Here is a 23,452-nt window from a genome sequence, read left to right as displayed (position 1 = left end):
GGGCAGGTCAGAACTTGTAGGAAGCCGCCAGATAGGTCTGCGCGCTGCTGCTCAGGCGCAATGTGCCGGCCTTCGGCGCGCCGTGGGGGCTGACCTCGGTGGCGGCATTGGTGCGCAGGTAGCGGTAGCCCAGTTCGACCGAGGCCTTGTCGGTGATGTCCTGGATGACGCCTGCCTGCAGGCCGTAGGCATAACCGTAGTCGGTGTCGCGGCTCAGGCCTGGCGATTCCTGGGACAGCTTGGTCATGCCGAGGGTGCCGCCGCCGAACAGCTTGGTGGTATCGCCTACGGGCAGGAACAGGTCATAGCTGCCCAGCAAGTTTTCCTGGCGAAGTTTCAAGCCGCTGTGGTCACCGGAAACGTTGTCGTAGGTCATGTAGTAGCGACCCTGGTCATTGATGCGCCCCAGGCGCACGCCCCAGGTACCGTCCTTGGCGATGACGCCGTCGGTGTTGAGGTGGTCGGTGTTGCGTTGCAGCAGGCCTGACTTGCGAACCTTGTCGCTGGTCTGGCCGTAGGTGAGGCTGGCGAAGTTTTCGTCGGCCGCCTGGGCGCTGGTCATGCCAGCGGCGCAGACGGCTACGGCGGCAAGCAGGGTATTGAATGTTTTCATGGTGAGGTTACTCCAGTCGAGTGCGCTGTTGAGGTCTGGAAGCTAGAGTAAGCAGGGCACACTGAACCTCGACTGAACCCTTGCTGAACATTGACTGAACGAACCGATTGCAATCCAGGAGTAGTCACCATGCGCGCCTTGCTGGCCTTGACCTTGATGTGTACTGCCGCCTTTGCCCAGGCGGCGGTACAGACCCGCGAGATCCCCTACCAGGATGCCGACGGCAACCGGCTGGTCGGCTATTACGCCTATGACGACGCCGTCACCGGCAAGCGGCCAGGCATCGTCGTGGTGCATGAGTGGTGGGGGCTCAATGACTACGCCAAACGACGCGCCCGGGACTTGGCAGCGCTGGGTTACAACGCCCTGGCCATCGACATGTACGGTGACGGCAAGCACACCGAGCACCCTCAGGACGCCCAGGCGTTCATGGCGGCAGCACTCAAGGACCCCAAGGCTGCTGCCAGGCGCTTCGACGCCGGGCTGGAATTGCTCAAGTTGCAGCCCAACACCAACAAGCATGACCTGGGCGCTGTGGGGTACTGCTTTGGCGGCAAGGTGGTACTCGATGCCGCCAGGCGCGGCGAGAAGCTCGACGGTGTGGTGAGTTTCCATGGCGCCCTGGCTACCACTACACCCGCAAAGCCTGGGGTGGTGAGGGCGGCAATTCTGGTGGAGCACGGCGCAGCGGACAGCATGGTGACCGCCGAACAGGTGCAGGCCTTCAAGGCGGAGATGGACGCGGCGAAGGTGAATTACCGTTTCGTCAGCCTCGACGGGGCCAAGCACGGGTTCACCAACCCTGATGCCGACCGCCTGAGCCATGGCGCTCACGGCGGGCCGGACATTGGTTATGACAAGGCGGCCGACGAACGCTCCTGGGCAGACATGCAGGCGTTTTTCAAGCAGGTGTTCAATGAGTGATCACGCGGGCCAGCCATGCTGGGACGCCAGCGATCACGTAATAGGTAGGCAACAGTGGGCGCTTTTTCATGCTTGCGTTGAAAACTGCGCCCCTGTGCCGGGCTGCATCGCCCTGCCCCTCCCGCAACCCCTGCTCAGCTGGCACAATAGCGCGCATGACGACCCTTCCTGCCTGCTGTACCTCGCTTCGGCAACACTGGCCCTTGCCCCGTCCCTTGCCTGGCGCGGTACTGGTCAGTTGCGCCTTCGACCCCACAAGCGTGACCCCGGACGACTTCGCGCGTGCTGGCATCGTGCCCAGTGCGGGCCTGCAACGTTCAGTTGCCAAGCGCCAGGCTGAATACATCGCCGGGCGGGTATGCGCGCGCGCGGCGTTGCTGCAGTTGGACGGCCGGCACTACGTGCCCACCACCCACGAAGACCGCTCCCCCATCTGGCCTGCTGGCATTCGGGGCTCGATTACCCACGGTAAAGGCTGGGCGGCGGCGGTGGTTGCCGCCCAAGGCAGCTGCCGCGGGCTAGGGTTGGACCAGGAAGCGCTGCTCGATGACGAGCGCGCCGAGCGTTTGATGGGCGAGATCCTGACACCGATGGAGCTGGAGCGTCTGGACCACCGGCAGTTGGGCCTGGCCGTGACCCTGACCTTCTCGCTCAAGGAAAGCCTGTTCAAGACGCTCTACCCCCTGACTGGCCAGCGCTTTTACTTCGAACATGCCGAGCTGCTCGAATGGTCCGCTGACGGGCTGGCCACGCTGCGCCTGCTCACCGACCTGTCCGCCCAATGGCGCAAGGGCGTCCAATTGCAGGCGCAATTCTGCCTGCAGGATGGCCACTTGCTGAGCCTGGTTAGCGCCTGAGGCCTACAACGGCGCCTGTTGTCGTGGCCAGGCAAGGCTGAAACAGGCGCCACCCAGGGCCGTGCCATGGCCTACCGTGGCGCGGCCTGCGTGCCAATAGATGATACGGCGCACGATCGACAAACCCAGGCCATGGCCACCGGAGGCACGGGTACGGCTGTCGTCCAGGCGCATGAACGGCGTGAAGATGCGGTCCCAGACCCCTTCCGGAATGCCTGGCCCGTCATCTTCCACATCGATACGGCACACGTGCGGGCCTAGCTGATAACTCACGCGCACCTCGTGCTCGGCGTGGCGCAGGGCATTGCTCACCAGGTTCTGCACGGCGCGGTGCAGGTAGCGGGGCTCTGCCTCGACCCAGGCGGTCTCGCCTTCGACGCCCTGGCAATCGCCCCGCAACAAGCGTATGTCGCGACGCAACGGGGCCAGTTCGGCAATGACCTGATCGAGCAAGGCATCCAGGTCAATACGCTGGAACGTCAGGGCCGGGGCGCCTTGCTCGAGGCGCGCGTAGGTGAGCATTTCGTCGACTAGCTTGTCCAGGTCCTGGATGTCGCCGTCCATGCCGGCAAGGTGCTTGGCGCGTGCCTGCTCGGTGGCGGCGCTTTCGACCATTTCCAGGCCAAAACGCAAGCGGGCCACGGGGGTGCGCAGCTCGTGCGACACGGCACGTACCAGCTCGCGCTGCATGGACAGCGAGCGCTGCAAGTGCTCGGCCATGCCATTGAATGCCGCTGCCAGGCGCCCGATCGAATCGGCATCGCCTGCCGGTACACGCGTGTCCAGGCTGCCTTGGGCGATGCCCGCCGCGGCCCGCGCCAGGCCGGAAACGCGCCGCTCCAATTGGCGCACCAGCAGGTAGACCACCAGGCCAATGAGGCTCAAACCAACCAGGGTGATCAACACCAGCAACTGGGGTGGGTAGGGGTTGAGCTGGTGCAAGGGGCCGATCTCCAGCACCCACGGCGAGCCGGAGAGCCCAGCGAACACGCGTATGGAATCGCCATCCATGCCCAGCGCCATCACCGTGTCACCCTCCTCCACCCGGCGCCGCTGATCATCATCCAGGCTGGCCCGCTCGATACGCTGCAAGGCAACCCCAAACCCGAAGCCCTTGTCGTGCTTGATCTGCTCCAGGCGCTGCTGCTGTTCGGTCACCGGATAACGCACCAGCTCGTCGGCCAGTAGATACAGGGTAGCGCGCGCCAGCTGCTCGCTGATCTGCCTGACCTGGGCGACCAGCAGCAGGTCCTGCTGCCCTACCCTGCGCAACACCCGAGCTGCATGCGGGCCGGTCTTCTCGACCACGACGAGGCTGCGGTACAGACGTGCGCGTTGTGCGCCATCGAGGGCGAAGGCCGACATGGGCTGCAACTGCAGCGGCACCCCCAGCAGCCGCCCCCACAGCAGCAGGGAGCGCTTGCGCTCGGTGTCGCTCTGCACGGCCAGGTTATCGGCCATGAGGCTGAACGTGCCTTGCGCCAGGCCCTCGCGGTGCTGGGCGGCGCGTACTTCGTTGACCAGGTGCAGGCTGAGCACCCCCAGCAGCGCCACCAGTACCAGGACCGCCAGCATGCCGCCATAGATGCGCAGGAAAATGGAATTCACGGGCATTGGCCCACGAACAGATAGCCTTTGCTGCGCAGGGTCTTGATCAGCCGTGGCTGGATAGGGTCGTCGCCGATGCGAGGGCGGATACGGGAAATGCGTATGTCGATGGAGCGGTCCTGGCCGTCATAGCCCACACCGCGCAGCGCCGTAGAGATCTGCTCGCGGGTCAGCACCTTGCCAGCGTTGCTGGCCAGCAGCCAAAGCAGGTCGAATTCGGCGCCGGTAAGCTCGATCTGCCGATCGCCAAGCCACGCCTCACGCACCCGGCTGTCGATGCGCAGCGCACCGAAGGTCAGGTCCTGGCGTTTGCCCGCAGGCGCCTCGCTGCGACGCAACAAGGCCTGGATGCGCGCCAGCAACAGCCGGGGGCGTACGGGCTTGCACACGTAGTCGTCTGCGCCAATGTCCAGTCCTTGCACCTGATCCAGCTCGTCGGTGCGCGCCGTGAGCATCAGGATGGGCCCAGGGTACTGGCTGCGCACGCGCCGACAGATGCTCATGCCATCTTCGCCCGGCAACATCACATCCAGCATGACCAGGTCCGGCTGGGTGTCGATGATGCGTCGCGCTGCGCGAGCGCCATCGCCCTCGACACTGACCGCATACCCTTGGGCGCTCAGGTACTCGGCAGTCAGTTCGGCCAGACGCTGGTCGTCTTCGACGATGAGGATGCGCGGTAGCGTTGGATCCATGGCGTAGGGCCTGTTGGTGTTGTTTTTCCCTGGATAGTACGACCAGGACCCTGCCGAGCCAACCCACTTGGGTGGTTCTGTGGACAATGATCCGGGTGCGTCGGCGGCCCCTGAAAAAAACTGCCCAGCGGCAAGCAGACGCAGAAAAACACTTCAAACCAGTGGGCACAAGGCCTACAGCGAATACTCACGTTTCACTCACAAAGTACCCACAAGATATCCACAGCCGCTCGCCTTGCAAACACCCCCATACCGCATTATCTTGTATCGCGATCGCGACGAACCACTAGATATAGGGGTTCGCGCAAAATCACTTACAAAAGTCAACCCGCAAAATCATCGGATTTTTCGGCTGAACTTACGGTGGTTTCAGCAGCCAAACCGCTCCTGCGGAGGCGACCGAGGCAAGCCCTGTCAGGGCCTTGTTCGGGCATGGGTGAACCAGGCGAGCCTGGCACTCATCAGCAACGGATTCCGGCAACCCGGAACTTTTGACTTCGGCCAGGGAGCGGCAAGCCATTGCCCTTATTCCTGAGTCTGTCCCGAAGTCGGTACGCCCGCGCGGACGGATGCGCTTGCGTTGCGCATCCCCGCCAGGCAATCGAGCAAGTGGACGGAACGGTGGGCGCCCAATTGGGCGCCTGATCAATATAGAAACTGTGGAGACACCCACCCATGCAAACCGACACGACTCGCGAGAACCCGCAGGCCAAGGCCCCGCAGGTTGCCGAATCCAATCAGGATCTGGCCGCCACTGCCCCTGGCCAACTGCGCGTGATCAAGCGTAACGGTACTGTCGTCCCCTACACCGACGACAAGATCACCGTGGCCATCACCAAGGCGTTCCTTGCAGTTGAAGGCGGTACCGCCGCCGCTTCGTCGCGCATTCACGACACCGTCGCGCGCCTGACCGAGCAGGTCTCGGCCACGTTCAAGCGTCGCATGCCATCGGGTGGCACCATCCACATCGAAGAAATCCAGGACCAGGTCGAACTGGCCCTGATGCGCGCCGGCGAGCAGAAAGTCGCCCGTGACTACGTCATCTACCGTGAGCAGCGCGCCAAGGAGCGCGCCACCCGCGTCAGCACCGACGCCGTGGTCGAGCCGCATCCAAGCATTCGCATCACCCTGGCCGACGGTAGCCTGGCGCCGCTGGACATGGCGCGCCTGAACACCATCATCAGCGAAGCCTGCGAAGGCCTGGCCGAAGTCGATGGCGTCCTGATCCAGCGCGAAACCCTGAAGAACCTATACGACGGCGTGGCCATCAAGGACGTCAACACCGCCCTGGTGATGACCGCCCGTACCCTGGTCGAGCGTGAACCGAACTATTCGTTCGTCACCGCTCGCCTGCTGATGGACACCCTGCGCGCCGAAGGCCTGGCCTTCCTGAACGTCGCTGACAGCGCCACGCACCACGAAATGGCCGACCTGTATGCCAAGGCCCTGCCGGCCTACGTCGCCAAGGGCGTGGAGTTCGAGCTGCTCAACCCGGCCCTGGCAGCCTATGACCTGGAGCGCCTGGGCAAGGCCATCGATCACGAGCGTGACCAGCAGTTCACCTACCTGGGCCTGCAAACCCTGTACGACCGCTACTTCATCCACAAGGATGGCGTGCGCTTCGAGCTGCCGCAGGTCTTCTTCATGCGTGTGGCCATGGGCCTGGCACTGGAAGAAAAGGACAAGGAAGCGCGCGCGATCGAGTTCTACAACCTGTTGTCGTCCTTCGACTACATGGCCTCGACCCCGACCCTGTTCAACGCCGGCACCCTGCGCCCGCAGCTGTCGAGCTGCTACCTGACCACCGTCCCGGACGACCTGTCGGGCATCTACCACGCGATCCACGACAACGCCATGCTGTCCAAATTCGCAGGTGGCCTGGGCAACGACTGGACGCCGGTGCGTGCACTGGGCTCCTACATCAAGGGCACCAATGGCAAGTCCCAGGGCGTCGTGCCGTTCCTCAAAGTCGTGAACGACACCGCTGTTGCGGTCAACCAGGGTGGCAAGCGCAAGGGCGCTGTGTGTGCCTACCTGGAAACCTGGCACCTGGACATCGAAGAATTCATCGAGCTGCGCAAGAACACCGGTGATGATCGCCGTCGTACCCACGACATGAACACCGCCAACTGGATCCCTGACCTGTTCATGAAGCGCGTCTTCGACGACGGCAAGTGGACCCTGTTCTCGCCCTCGGAAGTGCCGGACCTGCACGACCTGACCGGCAAGGCCTTCGAAGAGCGCTACGAGTACTACGAAGCCCTGACCGAGTACAACAAGATCAAGGTGTTCAAGACCATCCAGGCCAAGGACCTGTGGCGCAAGATGCTCTCGATGCTGTTCGAGACCGGCCACCCATGGCTGACCTTCAAGGACCCGTGCAACCTGCGCTCGCCTCAGCAGCACGTGGGCGTGGTGCACAGCTCGAACCTGTGCACCGAGATTACCTTGAACACCAACAAGGACGAGATCGCGGTCTGCAACCTGGGCTCGATCAACCTGCCGAACCACATCGTCGATGGCAAGCTGGACACCGCCAAGCTGCAACGCACCGTCAACACGGCCGTGCGCATGCTCGACAACGTGATAGACATCAACTACTACTCGGTACCGCAGGCGCGTAACTCGAACCTCAAGCACCGGCCGGTAGGCCTGGGCATCATGGGCTTCCAGGATGCGCTGTACCTGCAGCACATCGCCTACGGTTCCGACGCTGCCGTCGAATTCGCCGACAAGTCGATGGAAGCGGTCAGCTACTTCGCCATCCAGGCCTCCTGCGACCTGGCCGACGAGCGCGGCGCCTACGAGACGTTCCAAGGCTCGCTGTGGTCCAAAGGCATCCTGCCGCTGGACTCGCAACAGATCCTGATCGAGGCCCGTGGCCAGAAGTACATCGACGTCGACCTGAACGAAACCCTGGATTGGGCGCCAGTCCGTGCCCGGGTACAGAAAGGTATTCGTAACTCGAACATCATGGCCATTGCGCCAACTGCGACCATCGCCAACATCACCGGCGTGTCGCAGTCGATCGAGCCGACCTACCAGAACCTGTACGTGAAATCGAACCTGTCGGGCGAGTTCACCGTGATCAACCCGTACCTGGTTCGCGACCTCAAGGCCCGTGGCCTGTGGGACTCGGTCATGATCAACGACCTGAAGTACTACGACGGTTCGGTGCAGCAGATCGAGCGTATTCCTCAAGAACTCAAGGACCTGTACGCCACGGCCTTCGAAGTGGAAACCAAGTGGATCGTCGACGCCGCTTCCCGTCGCCAGAAGTGGATCGACCAGGCGCAGTCGCTGAACCTGTACATCGCCGGTGCCTCGGGCAAGAAGCTGGACGTGACCTACCGCATGGCCTGGTACCGTGGTCTGAAAACCACCTACTACCTCCGTGCCCTGGCCGCCACCAGCACCGAGAAGTCGACCATCAACACCGGCAAGCTCAACGCCGTGTCCAGCGGTGGCGACAGCGCCCCGGTCCAGGCAGCCGGCCCTGCACCAGTGCCCAAGGCCTGCGCGATCGACGAGCCGGACTGCGAAGCCTGCCAGTAAGGCCAGGCCGAGGCTTCCTGCGGGAAGCCTCTTTTTTGTAGAGCCGTATGCAAGCCTGCGGGTGTGGCGCTGCCGCCCCGCTACCCGATACAAAAGCCGCAGCCACGCCGCTGGGGCCAGCCCGCCATGGGCACCGCTGATTTGCGTGCACCGCACCGCAACCAAGATCTACCGGCCATACTTCACAGATGGCCCTCGAGCAGGAGACTCTCACCATGCTGAGCTGGGACGAATTCGATAAAGAAGATGACGGCGAAGTCGCCGCCAAAGGCAACACCCCTGCGCAGGCTCACGCCGCCGCCACCCTCGACAAACTCGACAGCGCCGGCGGTGCCGCGGCCCTGGAAGCCCGCGCTGCCACGGCGTCGGACTCCGAGGCCGTCAAGCGCGCCAAGGCGGCCCTGGACGCCCTGGACGTTGCCGAAGGCCTGGCTGAGCTGGAAGGTTCCTCGGCCCGTGTGGCGGTGGATGAAAAGCGCATGATCAACTGCCGCGCCGACCTTAACCAGCTGGTGCCGTTCAAGTACGACTGGGCCTGGCAGAAGTACCTCGACGGCTGCGCCAACCACTGGATGCCGCAGGAGGTCAACATGACCGCCGACATCGCCCTGTGGAAGAGCCAGGACGGCTTGACCGAGGACGAACGCCGCATCGTCATGCGCAACCTGGGCTTCTTCTCCACGGCCGACTCGCTGGTTGCCAACAACCTGGCCCTGGCTGTGTACCGCCTGATCACCAACCCCGAGTGCCGCCAGTACATCCTGCGCCAGGCCTTCGAAGAGGCGATCCACACCCACGCCTATCAGTACTGCATCGAGTCGCTGGGCATGGATGAAGGCGAGATCTTCAACATGTACCACGAGATCCCGTCGGTCGCTAAGAAAGCGGCTTGGGGCCTTAAGTACACCCGCGCCATCTCCGACCCCGAGTTCAACACCGGCACCGTCGAGACCGACAAGGAACTGCTGCGCAACCTGATCGCCTACTACTGCGTTCTGGAAGGCATCTTCTTCTACTGCGGCTTCACCCAGATCCTGTCCATGGGCCGTCGCAACAAGATGACTGGCGTTGCCGAGCAGTTCCAGTACATCCTGCGTGACGAGTCGATGCACCTGAACTTCGGTATCGACGTGATCAACCAGATCAAGATCGAAAACCCGCACCTGTGGGATGCGGCGATGAAGGAAGAAGCCACCCAGATGATCCTGCAGGGGACTCAGCTGGAGATCGAATACGCCCGTGACACCATGCCACGCGGCGTACTGGGCATGAACGCGGCAATGATGGAGGACTACCTCAAGTTCATCGCCAACCGTCGCCTGACGCAGATCGGCCTGAAGGAAGAGTACCCAGGCACGACCAACCCGTTCCCGTGGATGAGCGAGATCATGGACTTGAAGAAGGAGAAGAACTTCTTTGAGACGCGAGTGATCGAGTACCAGACCGGTGGGGCGTTGAGCTGGGATTGATCTTCAAGGCGTAGGTGTTCACCTCCGGCTGAATTTTTTCACCAATACTAAACGTAGTCCTGATACTACAAGCGATGCTGATTAAGTGCACAATGCCCGGATGAGCTCATTGTGCACTTAATCCCTCTGAAATTTTTCTGATTCATCATCCACGCACCCCAGTTCGACCAGGAACAAGGAACGTAAGCGCGGTCCCGACATGCACCAGGCGAAGAAAGGTAACTCATATTTCTTCGGCATGAAGGCGCCTGTTAGTGCCGATGCCGAATCGGGCCTTGTGCACCCTGTACACGGTATAGCGGCGAATGTAGCCGCTGTAGCGTCATCTGTAGCGACGCGGGTTGTACCGGCTTGGAGAAGCAGCCGAAGCCTGGAAGAAGGCCGGTGATCTGGCAGATCTGCGGCTGAAATCGTTTCTTTCGTCAAACGATGAGCTTTGCGAATGGATCAAGAGCTTGTCACCTCTCCTGTCGCGTAAGGCCCCTGTGCGCCCTGCGCCGCAGTGATCAGAATGTTTCATTAAGCATTTCAGGATGTGTCCAGCATAATCGAGGCGATTGATCGTTCAACAACGAACAGATTCATGCTGGAGAACCGTCTATGCCTGCTTCACCTCCCGCCCGGTCCAAGGCCGCGGCGGTTCTACGTGTCACATCTGGTAACTTCCTCGAACAATTCGACTTCTTCCTGTTCGGTTTCTACGCCACCCAAATCGCCTCAGCTTTCTTCCCAGCCTCCAGCGAATTCGCCTCGCTGATGATGACCTTCGCTGTGTTCGGCGCCGGTTTCCTCATGCGGCCATTGGGAGCGGTAATTCTAGGCGCTTACATCGACGATGTTGGCCGCCGCAAAGGCCTCATCGTCACGCTGTCGATAATGGCCAGCGGCACGTTGCTCATCGTCCTAGTCCCCGGCTTCGCCACGATCGGCTATTGGGCACCCGCGCTCGTCCTGCTTGGCCGCTTGCTGCAAGGCTTTTCCGCCGGTGCTGAATTGGGCGGGGTGTCGGTCTATCTAGCCGAAATGGCTACACCGGGTCGCAAAGGGTTCTATACCAGCTGGCAATCCGGCAGCCAACAGGTCGCCATCGTGGTCGCCGCTGCGTTGGGTTACGGACTGAATCAAAGCCTAGCGCCGGCCGAGATCAGCGAGTGGGGCTGGCGAATTCCGTTCGCCGCTGCCTGCATGATCATCCCGTTCATCTTCTTCCTGCGCCGTAACCTGCAAGAAACCGAAGCGTTCGAGAAGCGTCAGCATCGCCCGACCATGAAGCAAGTGATCGCCACCCTAGGCCGCAACTCATCGGTAGTCATCGCGGGCATGCTGATGGTCGCCATGACCACCAGTGCCTTCTACCTGATCACTGTGTACGCTCCTACCTTTGGTAAGACTGTACTCAACCTGAGCACAAATGACGCGTTGCTGGTGACGCTTCTGGTAGGCGTGTCCAACTTTATCTGGCTACCCATCGGCGGCACGCTCAGCGACCGTTTCGGTCGTAAACCAATCCTGATCGCCATGACCGTACTCACCCTGTTCACCGCTTACCCAGCACTGTCTTACCTGGCCCATGCGGCAAGCTTCGCGCACATGCTTGAGGTACTGCTGTGGTTCTCGTTCCTCTATGCGATGTACAACGGTGCGATGATCCCGGCGCTCACGGAAATCATGCCAGTCGAAGTGAAGGTAGCGGGCTTTTCCCTAGCCTACAGCTTGGCTACGGCCCTGTTCGGCGGTTTCACACCGGTCATGTCGACCTGGTTGATCCATGAAACCGGTGACAAAGCAGCGCCTGCTTACTGGGTCGCATTCGCTGCACTGTGTGCGCTGTGCGCGACGCTTGTGTTGTATCGTCGAATAGCAAGGAAGGACCGGGTTCCAGTTTGAACCCTCCTGAGTCCGCTGTTCACCTTATAGTTGCAGCGCAAGTCATTATCCACTTTTAGTGATCACCACCCGGCTCCACCCGCTGCACGGCAACCTGCTGGCGGGTGGTCATGTCGGCCAGTATCACTTCCCCTTCCTGGTGCGTCGGGGTGATCATCAGCGAGCGGACAAAGTGCTCGTTGCCGCCCTTGCGCGCCTGTACATTCTCGAACGCCACGATGATCGTATCGTTGCGCCAGTTGTTGGTATCGAAGCCGCCTGCGGCGACGAACTCGCGGATGTCGCGCACGTCGTTGAAGGTGTTGGCCGGCAATATCAGTAAGCGGCCTTTGAGGAACACCTCGTAGTACTGGTGCGGGCCGGCCGGCCAGTTGTGGGCCACCACGTGTTCGATGCGCCAGTCGTAGACCGTGTTCTGATAAACCAGCACGCGCTCGACTTTTTGGCCGTTGCATGCGGCAAGCCATGGCAACAGCAGTGCGGCGAGCCAGGGGCGTATGAAGCGTTTGTTCATCCAGCGGCTTCCTTGCGTAATCCTTTGTGAGCATTGCGCGCTGGCGGGCTGCCAGCGAACAGTTCGGTACTTTACCAGACACACCCACCCCGCCCATGGGCTGGGTAGCAGGTCAATCCAACTGTTGGGCCCTCAGGCTTTGTGCCAGCAGGTCGATGAAGGTCCGGACCTTGGTTGAACCGTATTTGCTCTCCCGATGCAGCACATGAATCGGCCACGGGGCTTCTTCGTATTCAGCCAGGATCACTCGCAGTTGCCCGCTGGCCAGCTCGTCAGCCACCTGGTAGGACAGCAGGCGGGCGATTCCCAGCCCGCCACTGGCGGCGGCAATCGCCCCGTCGTTGCTGGTGACGGTCAACCGTGGCTTGACCCGCACCAAGGTCGATTCGTCGGTCACCCCGAAGCGCCAACCAGCGCGCGGTGACAGGTCGGTGGTGCCAATCACCGCATGGCTTGCCAAGTCGGAAGGATGTTCGGGTGTGCCATAGCAGGCCAGGTAATCAGGCGAGGCGCACAACATGCGGCGTACCTTGCCCACGCGCAATGCCTTGAGGCCCGAATCGGGCAAGGGGCCGATACGCACGGCCACGTCCATGCCCTCCTCGACCATATTCACGATGCGGTCCAGGAAGTAGGCGCTAATGTCGACCTCCGGAAACCGTTGCAAGTACTGCACGATGCACGGCATGACGAACTTCTTGCCGAACAGGCTCGGGGCGGTGATGGCCAGATCGCCCTTGGGGGTGGCGTTGATGCCGGCAGCGGCTTCGTTGGCCTCGTGAATGCTGGCGAGGATGTGCCGGGTGTCCTCCAGGTAGCGGCCGCCGGCTTCAGTCAGGCGCACACTGCGGGTGGTGCGCAGCGCCAGCTTGACCCCGAGTTGTTCCTCCAGGGCGACGACAGCACGGGTGACGGCCGCTGGGGAGATATCCAGGCGACGCGCAGCCGCGGCGAAGCTTTCCAGTTCGCCTACGGCGATAAACACCTTCATCAGGTGGATCTGGTCCATGCGGGCTCCTGGGGGTGGGAATGCAGGCATTATGTTTGATTCAAGGCGCTTGTGCTGCCTGTTCTGGCCGATCAGATATCAAGCACCAGCGCCTGCCCTGGCTCATCCACCTTCGCGGGCACCGCACAACAGATCAGCGCGCTCCCGCTCTGCGGCATTTCGACTGGGAGGTTAGGGTAATGCACCTGGCCACTGAGCAACCGCGTTTTGCAGGTGCCGCAGGTTCCACCCCGGCAACTGAACTCCGGCGACAGGCCATGTGCCTCGGCCAACTCCAGCAGTGTGCCGCTGGAGGGTGACCACTGCGCCTGTTTGGCTGATGCCGCAAAATGGACCGCGACTGACTCGCTGGCAGCAGGCGGTTGCTGCAGGGTCGGCTGGCCGGCGTCGAAGTGGCGGCGAAGGCTAGACGGGCCGAACGCCTCGGCATGAATCCGCGTGTCCGGCACATGCAGGCCGCGCAGACCCTGGTAGAGGTCCTGGGTGAAGCTGCCTGGGCCGCACAGGTAGAAATCGTAGTCATCCAGTGTCAGTGTGGCTTTGACGTGCTCGATACTCAGCCGGCCGGCAAACTGATAATCACGGCCTGGCCGGGCGTGATCTTCGGGTTGGCTCAGGGTGCGGTGCACGTGCAGCAGCCCTGCGGCGTGATGTTGCAAGTGGGCCAATTCCTTGTGGAATGCCAGATCAGCCAAGCTACGGGCGCCCTGGAAAAGATGAATGACCCGCGCCGGCCCTTGCTTCAACTGCTCGCGCAACATGGCCAGCAAAGGGGTGATGCCTACGCCAGCGCCAATCAGCACCAGCGGCCGAGTGCTGTTCAGATCCAGCGTGAAGCCGCCTACCGGCGGTCGCACCTGCAGCACATCGCCTGCCACGACGCGCTCATGCAGGTAGCGCGAAGCGGGCCCCTGTGCCTTGACGCTGATGCGCACATGGCCGTCGGAAGGCGCGCTGGACAGGCTGTAGGTGCGGATCAGCGGCTTATGCGGGTCCAGCGGGATTTGCACCGGCACATGTTGCCCTGGCGCGAACGTCACTGCGCTAGCGCCAGGCGGCTCGAGGTAGAACGAGCGGATATCACGGCTTTCTTGCTCCACCCGCACCACGCGCCAGGGTTGCCATTGCGCCTGTTGCGAGCGTTGCGACAGATGGCTCCAGGTGCCAGTCGCCAACGTGGTAGGCGCGTAGTCCTTGAATGCCCAACGCAGGCCAACTGCGCCCGGACGCCATACCACATGCTCGACCTCCAGCGTCCAGAGGCGCTCGGCGCCCTCGAACAATGGGATGTCGGGGCTGTCCAGCAGCAGCTTGGCACGCCCATACAGTTGCAGCACGTTGCCATTGCTGAAGTCGATGAACAGCAGCCCAGCACGGGGGTTTGCCAGCAGGTTGCCCAGAGTATTGAAGTGCAGGTTCCCGGCGTAGTCGGGGATGGTCAGGAGACTGCCTTCAACCCTGACGAACCCAGGTCGTCCGCCGCGGTGGGAGACGTCCACCGCTCGCTGGCCGTCGGCGTGCTCGACATAACTGGCGACGAAGAAGGTATCGGCTGCCTGAATCAGACTGACGGCATCGGCATCCAGCGCTGTGGAATCGATACGCCCTTGGGGCATTTGCGCGACCCGGGTGTAGTCGCGCCGTTGGATGTATTGCGGGCAGTTGCCGAATGACTGAGCCACAGTCACCTGCAACTGCTCATGGGTGGCCTGGTGGATGCGGCCGTTGAGACGGTTGCGCCGACGGGTGTGCAGTTCGATGCCCAACAGGCCGACTGCCTGCCCGGCGGCCAGCCCTGGCGTCGCCGGATCGTCGGCTGGCGGTTGGATATCGATTGTCAGCTCACGAGGATGGGGCGAGCGGATGAAACCTTCCGGCCCCTCCAGCAAGGTCGCCCACGGACGGCCCTGCGCGTCCATGCTGGCGGCAACAATGAACGGCAGCTGGTGGTAGAAGGCGCGGTGCTGATCGGGCATGTAGTCGCGAATGACCTTATGCCCCACCGCCTCCATGCGCGCTGCTACACCCACCTTTTCCTGCAGGGTTTTCTCGCCTGGGTGCCAGGGCGATGGGCGATGGTCGTGTATGTGCTGCATGGCGACGTCCTCGGGGGCGGTACGGTGTCAGGCGTTGGTCTGCAGCCCGATCTGGGTACGTGGCATGGCCACGAAGCCGGGCAACGCTTCGATTCGCATCAGCCAGTCGCGCACATTGGCATAGGGCTCCAGCGACACATTGCCTTCAGGTGCGTGGGCGATGTACGAGTAGTTGGCGATATCGGCGATGGTTGGCGTATGGCCTACCAGGAACGGTCTTTTGGCCAGTTCGGTATCGATCACCTTGAGCAGCCCATGGGCGCGTGCAATGACCTCGTCGGTATCGAATGCCGCACCAAACACGGTCACCAGGCGCGCGGCGGCCGGACCGAAGGCCAGCGGGCCGGCAGCCACCGACAACCAGCGTTGCACGGCAGCGGCTGCCACCGGATCTTCGGGCAGCCATGCGCCGCTGTCATATTTCTTGGCCAGGTACACCAGGATGGCGTTGGAATCAGCGATCACCGTGCCGTTGTCATCGATCACCGGCACCTGGCCGAAAGGGTTGAGTGCCAGGAACTCGGGTTGCTTGTGAGCGCCTGCTGCCAGGTCAACGAAAACCAGTTGGGTTGGCAACCCAAGCAGGGAAAGCATGAGCTCGATGCGGTGCGCGTGACCGGACTTGGGGAAGTTGTAGAGCTTTATTGGGGTGGACATCGGCATGGCTCCTGATCAGCGCCGGCATAGCGCTGGTAGAGCCATACTGCATGTATCGGTGCAGGAGCAGAATCAGCGCCTGGAGCAAGCCTCAATTTCGCTGGTCGAAACAATTGGCCTGTGTAGCGCTGGCTATAAAGGGTGATGCAGTGACCGGACACACGTATGTACCAAGCTCTGTGCGGCAGTGACTGCAAGGGCTTGTGTTTCAGGAATGACGGTTGTGGAGATAGAGCCGGTGCACAGCCTCTACGACGCGGGGAACTGTGGCTTGATGTTCCTCAGAGCTCATCTTATCGAGCAATGGAAAACTCTTCTCCTCGCCATGGAGCGCGATTGCATCGAAGTGATGTCGAAGCCCAGCAGGCAAAGGCGGCCACTGACCTACTTCTACCCCTTTCATGTAGCCAAAGCACCATTCCTCGAGAACCACGACATCGCCGTCTGGAAGTTCTCGTACTTCGAATAGCAGTTCAAGTTCATCGGTTGCCTGCGCAAGCATCTGCAACACACGGTTGTGGAACTTGATGAGTAGATCAAAATAACGCTGGCTCTGCGCCTTGCTTTTGAAATGAGGCAGCTTTCCCCCACCTACCACGGGTAGCCATTCGCTTGGGGGTACAACGCGCGGTGTGCTGCACAGCGCGTTCATGAAGCCGTCCAGCTCGGACAGGGTAAGTATGGCGTTGTCGTTACCGTGCTTGAACAACAACTCTCATTGCCTTACCGCTGCTGTGAATGAAATCGGTAAAGCTGGCGAACGGCATCGATGACGTGGGGCACGCACTGCTGGATATCCTGTTCGGACATCTGGTCCAACAGTTCGACGTTATCTTCCAGCCCATGCAGCGAGATGGTCTTGAGCAGCGCATCCTGTTCTGGAGGCAGAGCAGCCCAACCCGCGACTTGGGTGCCACGCATGTAGCCAAAGCACCACTCCTCCATGACGACTTCGGTCCCCTGGTCGCCCTCGCCTTGCTCGAAAAGCGGCTGGAAACCATCGACATTGTCTTCCAGGTCTTCGGCCACCTGACTGGCGTAGCGCAGCATCAATGCCGTATAGGCCTCTTCGTCAGCCGGCTTCTTGAACTTGGGAACATGACCGCCGGCTACTGCTGGCAGCCATTCCATAGGCTGGACGGTATTGGGTGAGCTGGCCAGGGCGGTGAAGAACCCGTTGAGCTCTGCCAAATTGATGACCGAGTAATCATTGCCGTAGACGATCAACATGTCTTCGAGGCGATTGAGCTCTTTTTCGGTAAGCGTGGGGAGCATCTACAGATATCCTGGCAAGTGAGACGTAGGGGTACACTAACATAGCCCTTCGTTAGAGAGGCCCACGCAATCCTCGTGTGGGCGACTCAGGATTCACGTTAACCAGCTTTCAATACGATGCTGGTTGTTACTTGCGCACAATAGCCATAAAAGAATCCGACATTTGCGCGGACAAAGCCGGCCTGCCATGTGGATGCCTTTTGCTTGCAGGTCGATCTCACCCCCGACAAATCCATAAGACGCCCGCGCCGTTGAACCACTTCCGGTACGGGTGGCGACAATTACCGGCAGCATGGGTGCAATGCGTCCCAAGGCTGTTGACCAGCTCTCGGATACATGACCTGCGCCAAAGCCGGCGATGACCAATCCCTCGTATCCAAGCTCCTTAACGGCCAGCAGAAGGTCTACATCGGCACTCAGGCATGATTCAAGCAACGCAACCCTGTGATCAGTACGAAAAGGTAACGGCAATGCTTCGGTTCGCTTGATTGCATGATGGTAAAGGACTGAACCCTCAATCAACATCCCCAGCGGGCCGTATCCAGGGGATTCGAAGGCCGACGCGGATAAGCTGGCTGTCTTACGGACTTGAGACGCGGCATGGACCTGATCCCCCATTACCACCAACACACCGCGGCCGCGACTGTCTCCAGCCAGGGCAACCTGTACTGCAGCAAGAAGATTGGCAGGCCCATCATGACCGGGCTGGCTGGCAGAGCGCATAGCCCCTGTCATGACCACTGGCGCATCGAATGGCCAAATCAGGTCAAGAAAATATGCCGTCTCTTCCAGGCTATCGGTGCCTTGGGTCATTACAATCGCTACAGCGCCGGCTTCTATCTGAGTTTTAGCCCACGCAAAAACATCGAGCAAGGATAAAAAACTCAGCGATGCACTCGGCAAGAGCGCCAATGTCTCTAACACAAGCAAAGCCATGTTTCGCAACTCAGGCACTTGCGCCACCTGCATACCGCAACCAAGCGCTGGTTTGACACCACCTGCCAGTGCGTCATTTTTCATGCTGACAGTGCCGCCCAGGCTGGCAATTGCGAGCGTGGGTAATTTTTTCTGCGCAGTCATAGTCTACCTCCAGCAATGAACCCGACGATTGGCACAATCGTTAGAACACCAATGGCCATGGACGCAACGTTGCCGACGTAGCCATGCACGTAGGCTGGCAGTCGCTGTGTAATTGCGACAGCCAAAGGCGGTGTGGTGAGGGCTCCCAAGACTGAACTGGCGACTACCACCTGCCAACTACCACCGTATACGAGCACGGCCGCCGGAACGATCGAGACGATGGGAATGTAGGTGGGGTACCAGCCTCGCACCCGCCACTGTCCTCGCCAGAATAAAACTCCAATGAGCGAGGCCAACGCTTGACCGGCAATGATAGGAATCAGAAGCATCGACCCGTACACAGGCGCACCAGGCGCAAGCACGTAAGCTGCACCGACGCCCAGCAGTAGCCCAAGGCTGGCCAGTTCGTTACCGAAAAACGGGGCTTCTGTAAAATCTGCAAGTACACGGCGCATCACCCATAGTATTCCGTAGTCAGGTTGGCGGGCTTGTGCACGGGGAGCTGAGAAGTGCACAGACCGTACGAGTGAAGGAAACCGCTTGCACAGTATGAATGCCAGGATACTCGCCACGGCCATACCACTCACATTGCCCACTACGGCCGGCAATCCCAGTGGATAGCAGATGTAATTGACCATCAACAGGCTCGCCGGCGTTACAAGCACGGCACCAAGAACGGCTCCACTGATTGCGACCTGCCAGCCGCCCCCATACAGAAGCACCATTGCTGCCGGCAGGGATACAAAAGCAACGAAGGTTGGTTGCCAGATACCGGCGGTGAGCGTCCATCCCCACAGTAGATGGCTTAACAACAATCCAAACAACGAGCTGACGAACACCCAAGGCCACAGTCCACTTCCATAGCAAATGGCAAAGCCCTGCCAGCGATAACCACGCAGACCTGCCCAGTGCGCGAGGCATGCGCCAATCAGCAAGCCAAGCGCCGGGAGCTCGTGCTTGTAAAATACGACTTCGCTGATATCACCCGCTATCCATCGCAGTCGACTCAGTGGTTGTTCGAGGGTTGCAGTCAGCTGGCCGTAATCAAGCCAGTGGTTGGCTACGAGTGCTGTAGCCAACAGTATGAAAAGGCCGGCAAGTACGCAGAGCGCCGTGCGCTGAGAATCCATGAGTTGAACAGGGTTCATGACTCCTCCTCACCGGGGCATAGCTGCATGTAAACGATAACCAAGCGTTGCGTCATACATGTCGGTCCGGCGGTCACGCGGAAGATCGTTCAAACTGTTCCAAATTGGCGCGGAGCGTGCGCTGCTCAGGTCAATGTCAGCGTACAGAATCGTCTGCTCTTCCGGGCTTGCTACCTCACCAATCGGCCAGCCATGGGTTCCGACAATCATCGAGCAACCGAGGAATCGTCCGCCGCGTTCGCTTCCTACACGATTGGCCGCCGCGATATAGACATTATTCACGTGCGCAGCTGTCATGGTCAGATAATTGGCCATACAGCGGTCTGATGCATCGAAGAGAGGTGGCGGTGTCCAGACCCAATTATTGAGGCTGCAGATAAGGTCTACCCCCTGCGCAGCCATGATGCGCGGCACTTCCGGAAACCAGATATCCCAGCAAATCAGCAAACCTATCCGTCCAAGCGGCGTCTCGAATACTGGAAACCCGAGGTCACCGGGGGTGAACCACAATTTCTCCTGATTCCACAAATGCGTTTTTCGATAATGTCCAAGTAACCCGTCAGGTCCCAATAGAACCGCGCTGTTATAGAGTTTCATTCCCTCCTGTTCAACGAAACCGGCTACCACGTACACGTTGTAGTCCCTGGCCACCTCTGCCCATGCAGCAACACTTGACCCGTCTCGCAGCGTCTCCGCATGGGCGTAGGCCTCAGCGCGGGAGTTGAAGGTGTATCCGGTATTTGCCAGCTCCGGCAGCACGATTATGTTTGCTCCGGCTCTGATCGCTTTACGAGCAAACGCTAGCGTCTTAGTCAGGTTAGCGCTGCGCTGTTCAAGACCCACCTGAGGGTCGGACTGAACCACTGCAATGCGTACAGGGCTGATGGACGTGGGGATATCTGGCATGACAGCCTCCTTCTTGTGATTATTTTTGAAGGAGGCCAGTAGAGCGGGGTTTGATCTCGAGTTTAAAGCCAGGCAGTTCCTACACGCCCGTAGGATCAAGAGGACGATCGTGTGGGATTTTTCGCGGCAATATTTGCCTCCAGCGTCAGCCCTCTGCTTGATAGTGAGGGTAGTGATCGAGGGTAAATCCACCATTGAACACGGCTGATGTGCGGTCGCAAATATTGATCACTGTGTCTAGGGCTGTACGCAGACAGGGCTCTGTCCAGCCAGCATCTACAGAAAATGATTCACCCGCCAAATATAATCCAGAATGAACACTAATATCGCGATTGTATTTCATCAACCCCATCGCCTCATAGTACGTGCCGGCCCGATAGAGTTTGGCACAACCCAACGCATTGCTGTCTGTTATCCAACGCTGAACTCGAACGTTTTGATGATCAACGTAGGGCGAAATAGGCTGGGCCACATTAGAGCAGCGGAGAAGGATACGATCTAATTCGGATAAACATTTACCAACCAATTCACCGTCGGAAAACGATGCCAACTTCGTGGCATCGTCCTCCCATGTGTAGCTAAGCAGAATACAATCATCAGGATAGGATTCATTATAGCGATAGGCGTACACATCATGCACAAAACTGTCGGTGATTAGAATCTGAGGAATAGATGATTGGCTACTTAGAAAGCTTTTTTTCAAAGGGGCATAAACCTTGCAGCTCGTTTCCCAATGAGCATGTTTCCAGGCGTCTATAATCCTTTGAGGTAACATCTCCTGGGTGAAGCCGCTTAGGTTCATATTGGTTTCGATGAGCCAGGAAGGCGTAGTCAAGATGACAGTATCGAAGTCCTCGTACGCCAATGTGCTCGTTTCAGGGTCGCTGTGTAGCCACTTGTATCCAACTTGAATACGACCATTTTCTAGCTTCCGTAATGAGAAAACGGAGCTGTCGGTCAGTAATCCATCCGGCCGCTGAACGAGGTGTTCATATAGAGATATGCCCCGTTCAGCGATGCTCATGAACATCAGACTCTCATCTAATGCAGCCAAACCGATGTAGCAGGGAGCTTGAAAACCTACCCCCTTGCTATCCAACACCTTCTCAACCCCAAGATACGGTGCGGCATAGGGTTCACCTTCCCCATCGACGCGGCCGTGTACTAACTGTAGATGGCTGCTGAACCCAAATAGTGCTGTACGCAGCGGGTACAAACAGCATACATCATAGAAGGCGCCCCAGCTGCCATCGCCTATACCAATGGAATAGAAAATGGCGGACTCATCTGGACCCATGCCCAACCCGCCGAAGTCACCTGGAGTCGCGGGATCCCATGTGTCTCGCTCAGGCAGCCTAACAAGATCCCTGAAAGACATCTGATGGTAGTGCTCAACGATTGCAGACCATGCCTTAGGCCACTCGTGTGTTCCGTAGATCGAAGCGATATGAGCGGCAAAGCGCTGAGCAAATCGTTGCCATTTATCGAAGACCTGCTGAAACATGGCGCCCGGTGGAGGCGATGCGCCTTCGGAATTTTTCCAAATTAAAAGCTTAGGATCATCTTCTGCATCGAGCTGGCCATTTCGTAAGTAAATTCCGGTTGCTTTAACCCAGGGTGTCCCAGGGTTTGGAAAAGGAGAGAGACGTAACTCAAACAGACTGGCGTAGTAGGCCATAAGAGAGCGTCCTTGCTGAGGTGTCTCGCCCGTTCTATTGAAAAATGGCATGCGCATAGCGCCCATTTCAAATGGCGTATTCTGTGCCTTATGATCGTTGGCGCGATTGGCAATTGTCAGATGGCGTCCACCTATACGATTGGACTGCTCAATCAAAGTCACGCGTTCAAAACCACATCGAAGTAACTCGCGTGCTGCAGTGAGCCCGGTAACACCGCCACCAACGATACAAATACGATGGGAGGGTTGAGTGGCTTGAGCCACACCACCCTGCTGCTCAACTACGCGACGGTAGTCAAAGCAGAGGTCAGGCGGATTAGGAAAACGGACCGCCCATGGTTCAAGACTGAGCGACGGGTCTATATCCAGATCTGCAGGGTGATTATGTGTTGAGCCGATGGTCATTATTGACGCTCTCCTTGTTGGAGAGCGAAGGATGATTGTTCTGCTCAACCGGGCGGTGTTAACTAAATACAGCATCCTGCTCATAGCGTTGCCAAGGGCGGCGTGATGCATCTATATAGTTCACAACGGCGTCTATATTCAACTGCGGTAGTCGGGTCGTCCAGATTGAGAGAGCGTTAGTCAGAGCATCGAAAATATATTAATGCAAAAAGACAAAACCCCTACCTGCATACGCAGATAGGGGTTTTGCGAAATGAATCTTGACGATGACCTACTCTCACATGGGGAAACCCCACACTACCATCGGCGATGCATCGTTTCACTGCTGAGTTCGGGATGGGATCAGGTGGTTCCAATGCTCTATGGTCGTCAAGAAATTCTGTAGCCAGAATGTCCTGTTGGACAGCCCAGCAAATCCGGATATGTGATGTTTGTGATGCGTTGCGAACTTTCGGTTCATGTCATCTTCACCACCGCAATCTGCAGAAGCAAATTGCTTGGGTGTTATATGGTCAAGCCTCACGGGCAATTAGTATTGGTTAGCTCAACGCCTCACAGCGCTTACACACCCAACCTATCAACGTCGTAGTCTTCGACGGCCCTTTAGGGGATTCAAGATCCCAGTGAGATCTCATCTTGAGGCAAGTTTCCCGCTTAGATGCTTTCAGCGGTTATCTCTTCCGAACATAGCTACCCGGCAATGCCACTGGCGTGACAACCGGAACACCAGAGGTTCGTCCACTCCGGTCCTCTCGTACTAGGAGCAGCCCCTCTCAAATCTCAAACGTCCACGGCAGATAGGGACCGAACTGTCTCACGACGTTCTAAACCCAGCTCGCGTACCACTTTAAATGGCGAACAGCCATACCCTTGGGACCGGCTTCAGCCCCAGGATGTGATGAGCCGACATCGAGGTGCCAAACACCGCCGTCGATATGAACTCTTGGGCGGTATCAGCCTGTTATCCCCGGAGTACCTTTTATCCGTTGAGCGATGGCCCTTCCATACAGAACCACCGGATCACTAAGACCTACTTTCGTACCTGCTCGACGTGTGTGTCTCGCAGTCAAGCGCGC

General features: G+C 59.3%; 18 protein-coding genes, 2 rRNA genes and 1 pseudogene (1 of these 21 only partly in view). 6 read left to right on the top strand and 15 right to left on the bottom strand.

What is annotated here, in order from left to right; all coding sequences use genetic code 11:
- Nucleotides 1-7 precede the first annotated feature (7 nt).
- Nucleotides 8-613 carry an outer membrane beta-barrel protein gene (locus MOP87_RS04715; RefSeq protein WP_023536250.1) on the bottom strand — a complete coding sequence of 202 codons (606 nt, stop codon included), beginning with the start codon at nt 611-613 and terminating at the stop codon, nt 8-10.
- Nucleotides 614-742: 129 nt separating this feature from the next.
- Between MOP87_RS04715 and MOP87_RS04710 the strand changes: the two genes are divergently transcribed.
- Nucleotides 743-1,537 carry a dienelactone hydrolase family protein gene (locus MOP87_RS04710; protein ID WP_027914197.1) on the top strand — a complete coding sequence of 265 codons (795 nt, stop codon included), beginning with the start codon at nt 743-745 and terminating at the stop codon, nt 1,535-1,537.
- Nucleotides 1,538-1,692: 155 nt separating this feature from the next.
- On the top strand, nt 1,693-2,394 hold the full coding sequence (locus MOP87_RS04705; RefSeq protein WP_236165738.1) for a 4'-phosphopantetheinyl transferase superfamily protein: 702 nt from the start codon (nt 1,693-1,695) through the stop codon (nt 2,392-2,394).
- Between the two features lie 3 nt (nt 2,395-2,397).
- Here MOP87_RS04705 and MOP87_RS04700 read toward each other — a convergent pair whose 3' ends face one another.
- The gene (locus MOP87_RS04700; protein ID WP_088523110.1) at nt 2,398-4,008 is read right to left on the bottom strand and encodes an ATP-binding protein; all 1,611 of its coding nucleotides are present in this window, start codon (nt 4,006-4,008) and stop codon (nt 2,398-2,400) included.
- The gene (locus MOP87_RS04695) at nt 3,999-4,697 is read right to left on the bottom strand and encodes a response regulator transcription factor (protein WP_049696439.1); all 699 of its coding nucleotides are present in this window, start codon (nt 4,695-4,697) and stop codon (nt 3,999-4,001) included. Before MOP87_RS04695 ends, MOP87_RS04700 begins: the two co-directional genes overlap by 10 nt.
- A gap of 675 nt (nt 4,698-5,372) precedes the next feature.
- On the opposite strand from MOP87_RS04695, the gene MOP87_RS04690 reads away from it, so the two are divergent.
- From MOP87_RS04690 to MOP87_RS04675, 4 genes and pseudogenes are all read left to right on the top strand, one after another.
- A complete protein-coding gene (locus tag MOP87_RS04690; protein ID WP_242810174.1) occupies nt 5,373-8,252 on the top strand; it encodes a ribonucleoside-diphosphate reductase subunit alpha in 2,880 nt (959 codons plus the stop codon).
- 215 nt (nt 8,253-8,467) lie between these two features.
- Nucleotides 8,468-9,721, top strand: a complete 1,254-nt coding sequence (locus MOP87_RS04685) for a ribonucleotide-diphosphate reductase subunit beta (RefSeq protein WP_023536270.1) — start codon at nt 8,468-8,470, stop codon at nt 9,719-9,721.
- A 157-nt stretch (nt 9,722-9,878) separates the two neighbouring features.
- A pseudogene (locus MOP87_RS04680) lies at nt 9,879-10,120 on the top strand (IS5/IS1182 family transposase); the annotation flags it as partial.
- Between the two features lie 201 nt (nt 10,121-10,321).
- Nucleotides 10,322-11,608: an MFS transporter gene (locus MOP87_RS04675; protein WP_027914192.1), complete on the top strand. Its 1,287-nt coding sequence runs from the start codon at nt 10,322-10,324 to the stop codon at nt 11,606-11,608.
- A 55-nt stretch (nt 11,609-11,663) separates the two neighbouring features.
- Here the strand turns inward: MOP87_RS04675 and MOP87_RS04670 are convergent, their stop codons facing one another.
- The 12 genes from MOP87_RS04670 to MOP87_RS04615 all read right to left on the bottom strand — a co-directional run.
- Nucleotides 11,664-12,122: a hypothetical protein gene (locus tag MOP87_RS04670; RefSeq protein ID WP_028687374.1), complete on the bottom strand. Its 459-nt coding sequence runs from the start codon at nt 12,120-12,122 to the stop codon at nt 11,664-11,666.
- Nucleotides 12,123-12,234: 112 nt separating this feature from the next.
- Nucleotides 12,235-13,131, bottom strand: a complete 897-nt coding sequence (locus tag MOP87_RS04665; RefSeq protein ID WP_110607151.1) for a LysR family transcriptional regulator — start codon at nt 13,129-13,131, stop codon at nt 12,235-12,237.
- Nucleotides 13,132-13,202: 71 nt separating this feature from the next.
- Nucleotides 13,203-15,227 carry a pyridoxamine 5'-phosphate oxidase family protein gene (locus MOP87_RS04660; RefSeq protein WP_242810173.1) on the bottom strand — a complete coding sequence of 675 codons (2,025 nt, stop codon included), beginning with the start codon at nt 15,225-15,227 and terminating at the stop codon, nt 13,203-13,205.
- 27 nt (nt 15,228-15,254) lie between these two features.
- Nucleotides 15,255-15,884 carry a glutathione S-transferase gene (locus MOP87_RS04655; protein ID WP_027914188.1) on the bottom strand — a complete coding sequence of 210 codons (630 nt, stop codon included), beginning with the start codon at nt 15,882-15,884 and terminating at the stop codon, nt 15,255-15,257.
- Nucleotides 15,885-16,092: 208 nt separating this feature from the next.
- Complete coding sequence (locus MOP87_RS04650) at nt 16,093-16,593, bottom strand: UPF0149 family protein (RefSeq protein ID WP_242810172.1); 501 nt, start codon at nt 16,591-16,593, stop codon at nt 16,093-16,095.
- Between the two features lie 14 nt (nt 16,594-16,607).
- Entirely contained in the window at nt 16,608-17,159 is a 552-nt protein-coding gene (locus tag MOP87_RS04645) for a UPF0149 family protein (RefSeq protein ID WP_110607148.1), read from the bottom strand.
- A gap of 93 nt (nt 17,160-17,252) precedes the next feature.
- Nucleotides 17,253-18,239 carry an asparaginase gene (locus MOP87_RS04640; RefSeq protein ID WP_111475391.1) on the bottom strand — a complete coding sequence of 329 codons (987 nt, stop codon included), beginning with the start codon at nt 18,237-18,239 and terminating at the stop codon, nt 17,253-17,255.
- A complete protein-coding gene (locus MOP87_RS04635; RefSeq protein ID WP_125922063.1) occupies nt 18,236-19,387 on the bottom strand; it encodes a hypothetical protein in 1,152 nt (383 codons plus the stop codon). The genes MOP87_RS04640 and MOP87_RS04635 overlap by 4 nt, the downstream gene beginning before the upstream one ends.
- Nucleotides 19,388-19,396: 9 nt before the next feature.
- Nucleotides 19,397-20,293 (bottom strand): nitrilase family protein, encoded by an 897-nt coding sequence (locus MOP87_RS04630; RefSeq protein ID WP_110607146.1) that lies wholly within the window; start codon nt 20,291-20,293, stop codon nt 19,397-19,399.
- Between the two features lie 145 nt (nt 20,294-20,438).
- The gene (locus MOP87_RS04625; protein WP_242810171.1) at nt 20,439-22,376 is read right to left on the bottom strand and encodes an FAD-dependent oxidoreductase; all 1,938 of its coding nucleotides are present in this window, start codon (nt 22,374-22,376) and stop codon (nt 20,439-20,441) included.
- A gap of 258 nt (nt 22,377-22,634) precedes the next feature.
- A 5S ribosomal RNA gene (rrf, locus tag MOP87_RS04620) occupies nt 22,635-22,750 on the bottom strand.
- Between the two features lie 134 nt (nt 22,751-22,884).
- Nucleotides 22,885-23,452: ribosomal RNA gene (locus MOP87_RS04615) — 23S ribosomal RNA — on the bottom strand (it continues 2,325 nt past the right edge of the window).

The sequence above is a fragment of the Pseudomonas sp. I3-I5 genome (genome assembly GCF_022699445.1).
Taxonomy (GTDB): domain Bacteria; phylum Pseudomonadota; class Gammaproteobacteria; order Pseudomonadales; family Pseudomonadaceae; genus Aquipseudomonas; species Aquipseudomonas fulva.
Note: the sequence above shows the minus strand (reverse complement) of the source record. Positions and strands in the feature narration are given on the sequence as shown.

What these genes read in the sequence shown, in the direction of transcription:
- MOP87_RS04715 (WP_023536250.1), bottom strand. Translation starts at nt 613, where the DNA reads ATGAAAACATTCAATACCCTGCTTGCCGCCGTAGCCGTCTGCGCCGCT.
- MOP87_RS04710 (WP_027914197.1), top strand. Translation starts at nt 743, where the DNA reads ATGCGCGCCTTGCTGGCCTTGACCTTGATGTGTACTGCCGCCTTTGCC.
- MOP87_RS04705 (WP_236165738.1), top strand. Translation starts at nt 1,693, where the DNA reads ATGACGACCCTTCCTGCCTGCTGTACCTCGCTTCGGCAACACTGGCCC.
- MOP87_RS04700 (WP_088523110.1), bottom strand. Translation starts at nt 4,008, where the DNA reads ATGCCCGTGAATTCCATTTTCCTGCGCATCTATGGCGGCATGCTGGCG.
- MOP87_RS04695 (WP_049696439.1), bottom strand. Translation starts at nt 4,697, where the DNA reads ATGGATCCAACGCTACCGCGCATCCTCATCGTCGAAGACGACCAGCGT.
- MOP87_RS04690 (WP_242810174.1), top strand. Translation starts at nt 5,373, where the DNA reads ATGCAAACCGACACGACTCGCGAGAACCCGCAGGCCAAGGCCCCGCAG.
- MOP87_RS04685 (WP_023536270.1), top strand. Translation starts at nt 8,468, where the DNA reads ATGCTGAGCTGGGACGAATTCGATAAAGAAGATGACGGCGAAGTCGCC.
- MOP87_RS04675 (WP_027914192.1), top strand. Translation starts at nt 10,322, where the DNA reads ATGCCTGCTTCACCTCCCGCCCGGTCCAAGGCCGCGGCGGTTCTACGT.
- MOP87_RS04670 (WP_028687374.1), bottom strand. Translation starts at nt 12,122, where the DNA reads ATGAACAAACGCTTCATACGCCCCTGGCTCGCCGCACTGCTGTTGCCA.
- MOP87_RS04665 (WP_110607151.1), bottom strand. Translation starts at nt 13,131, where the DNA reads ATGGACCAGATCCACCTGATGAAGGTGTTTATCGCCGTAGGCGAACTG.
- MOP87_RS04660 (WP_242810173.1), bottom strand. Translation starts at nt 15,227, where the DNA reads ATGCAGCACATACACGACCATCGCCCATCGCCCTGGCACCCAGGCGAG.
- MOP87_RS04655 (WP_027914188.1), bottom strand. Translation starts at nt 15,884, where the DNA reads ATGTCCACCCCAATAAAGCTCTACAACTTCCCCAAGTCCGGTCACGCG.
- MOP87_RS04645 (WP_110607148.1), bottom strand. Translation starts at nt 17,159, where the DNA reads ATGCTCCCCACGCTTACCGAAAAAGAGCTCAATCGCCTCGAAGACATG.
- MOP87_RS04640 (WP_111475391.1), bottom strand. Translation starts at nt 18,239, where the DNA reads ATGACTGCGCAGAAAAAATTACCCACGCTCGCAATTGCCAGCCTGGGC.
- MOP87_RS04635 (WP_125922063.1), bottom strand. Translation starts at nt 19,387, where the DNA reads ATGAACCCTGTTCAACTCATGGATTCTCAGCGCACGGCGCTCTGCGTA.
- MOP87_RS04630 (WP_110607146.1), bottom strand. Translation starts at nt 20,293, where the DNA reads ATGCCAGATATCCCCACGTCCATCAGCCCTGTACGCATTGCAGTGGTT.
- MOP87_RS04625 (WP_242810171.1), bottom strand. Translation starts at nt 22,376, where the DNA reads ATGACCATCGGCTCAACACATAATCACCCTGCAGATCTGGATATAGAC.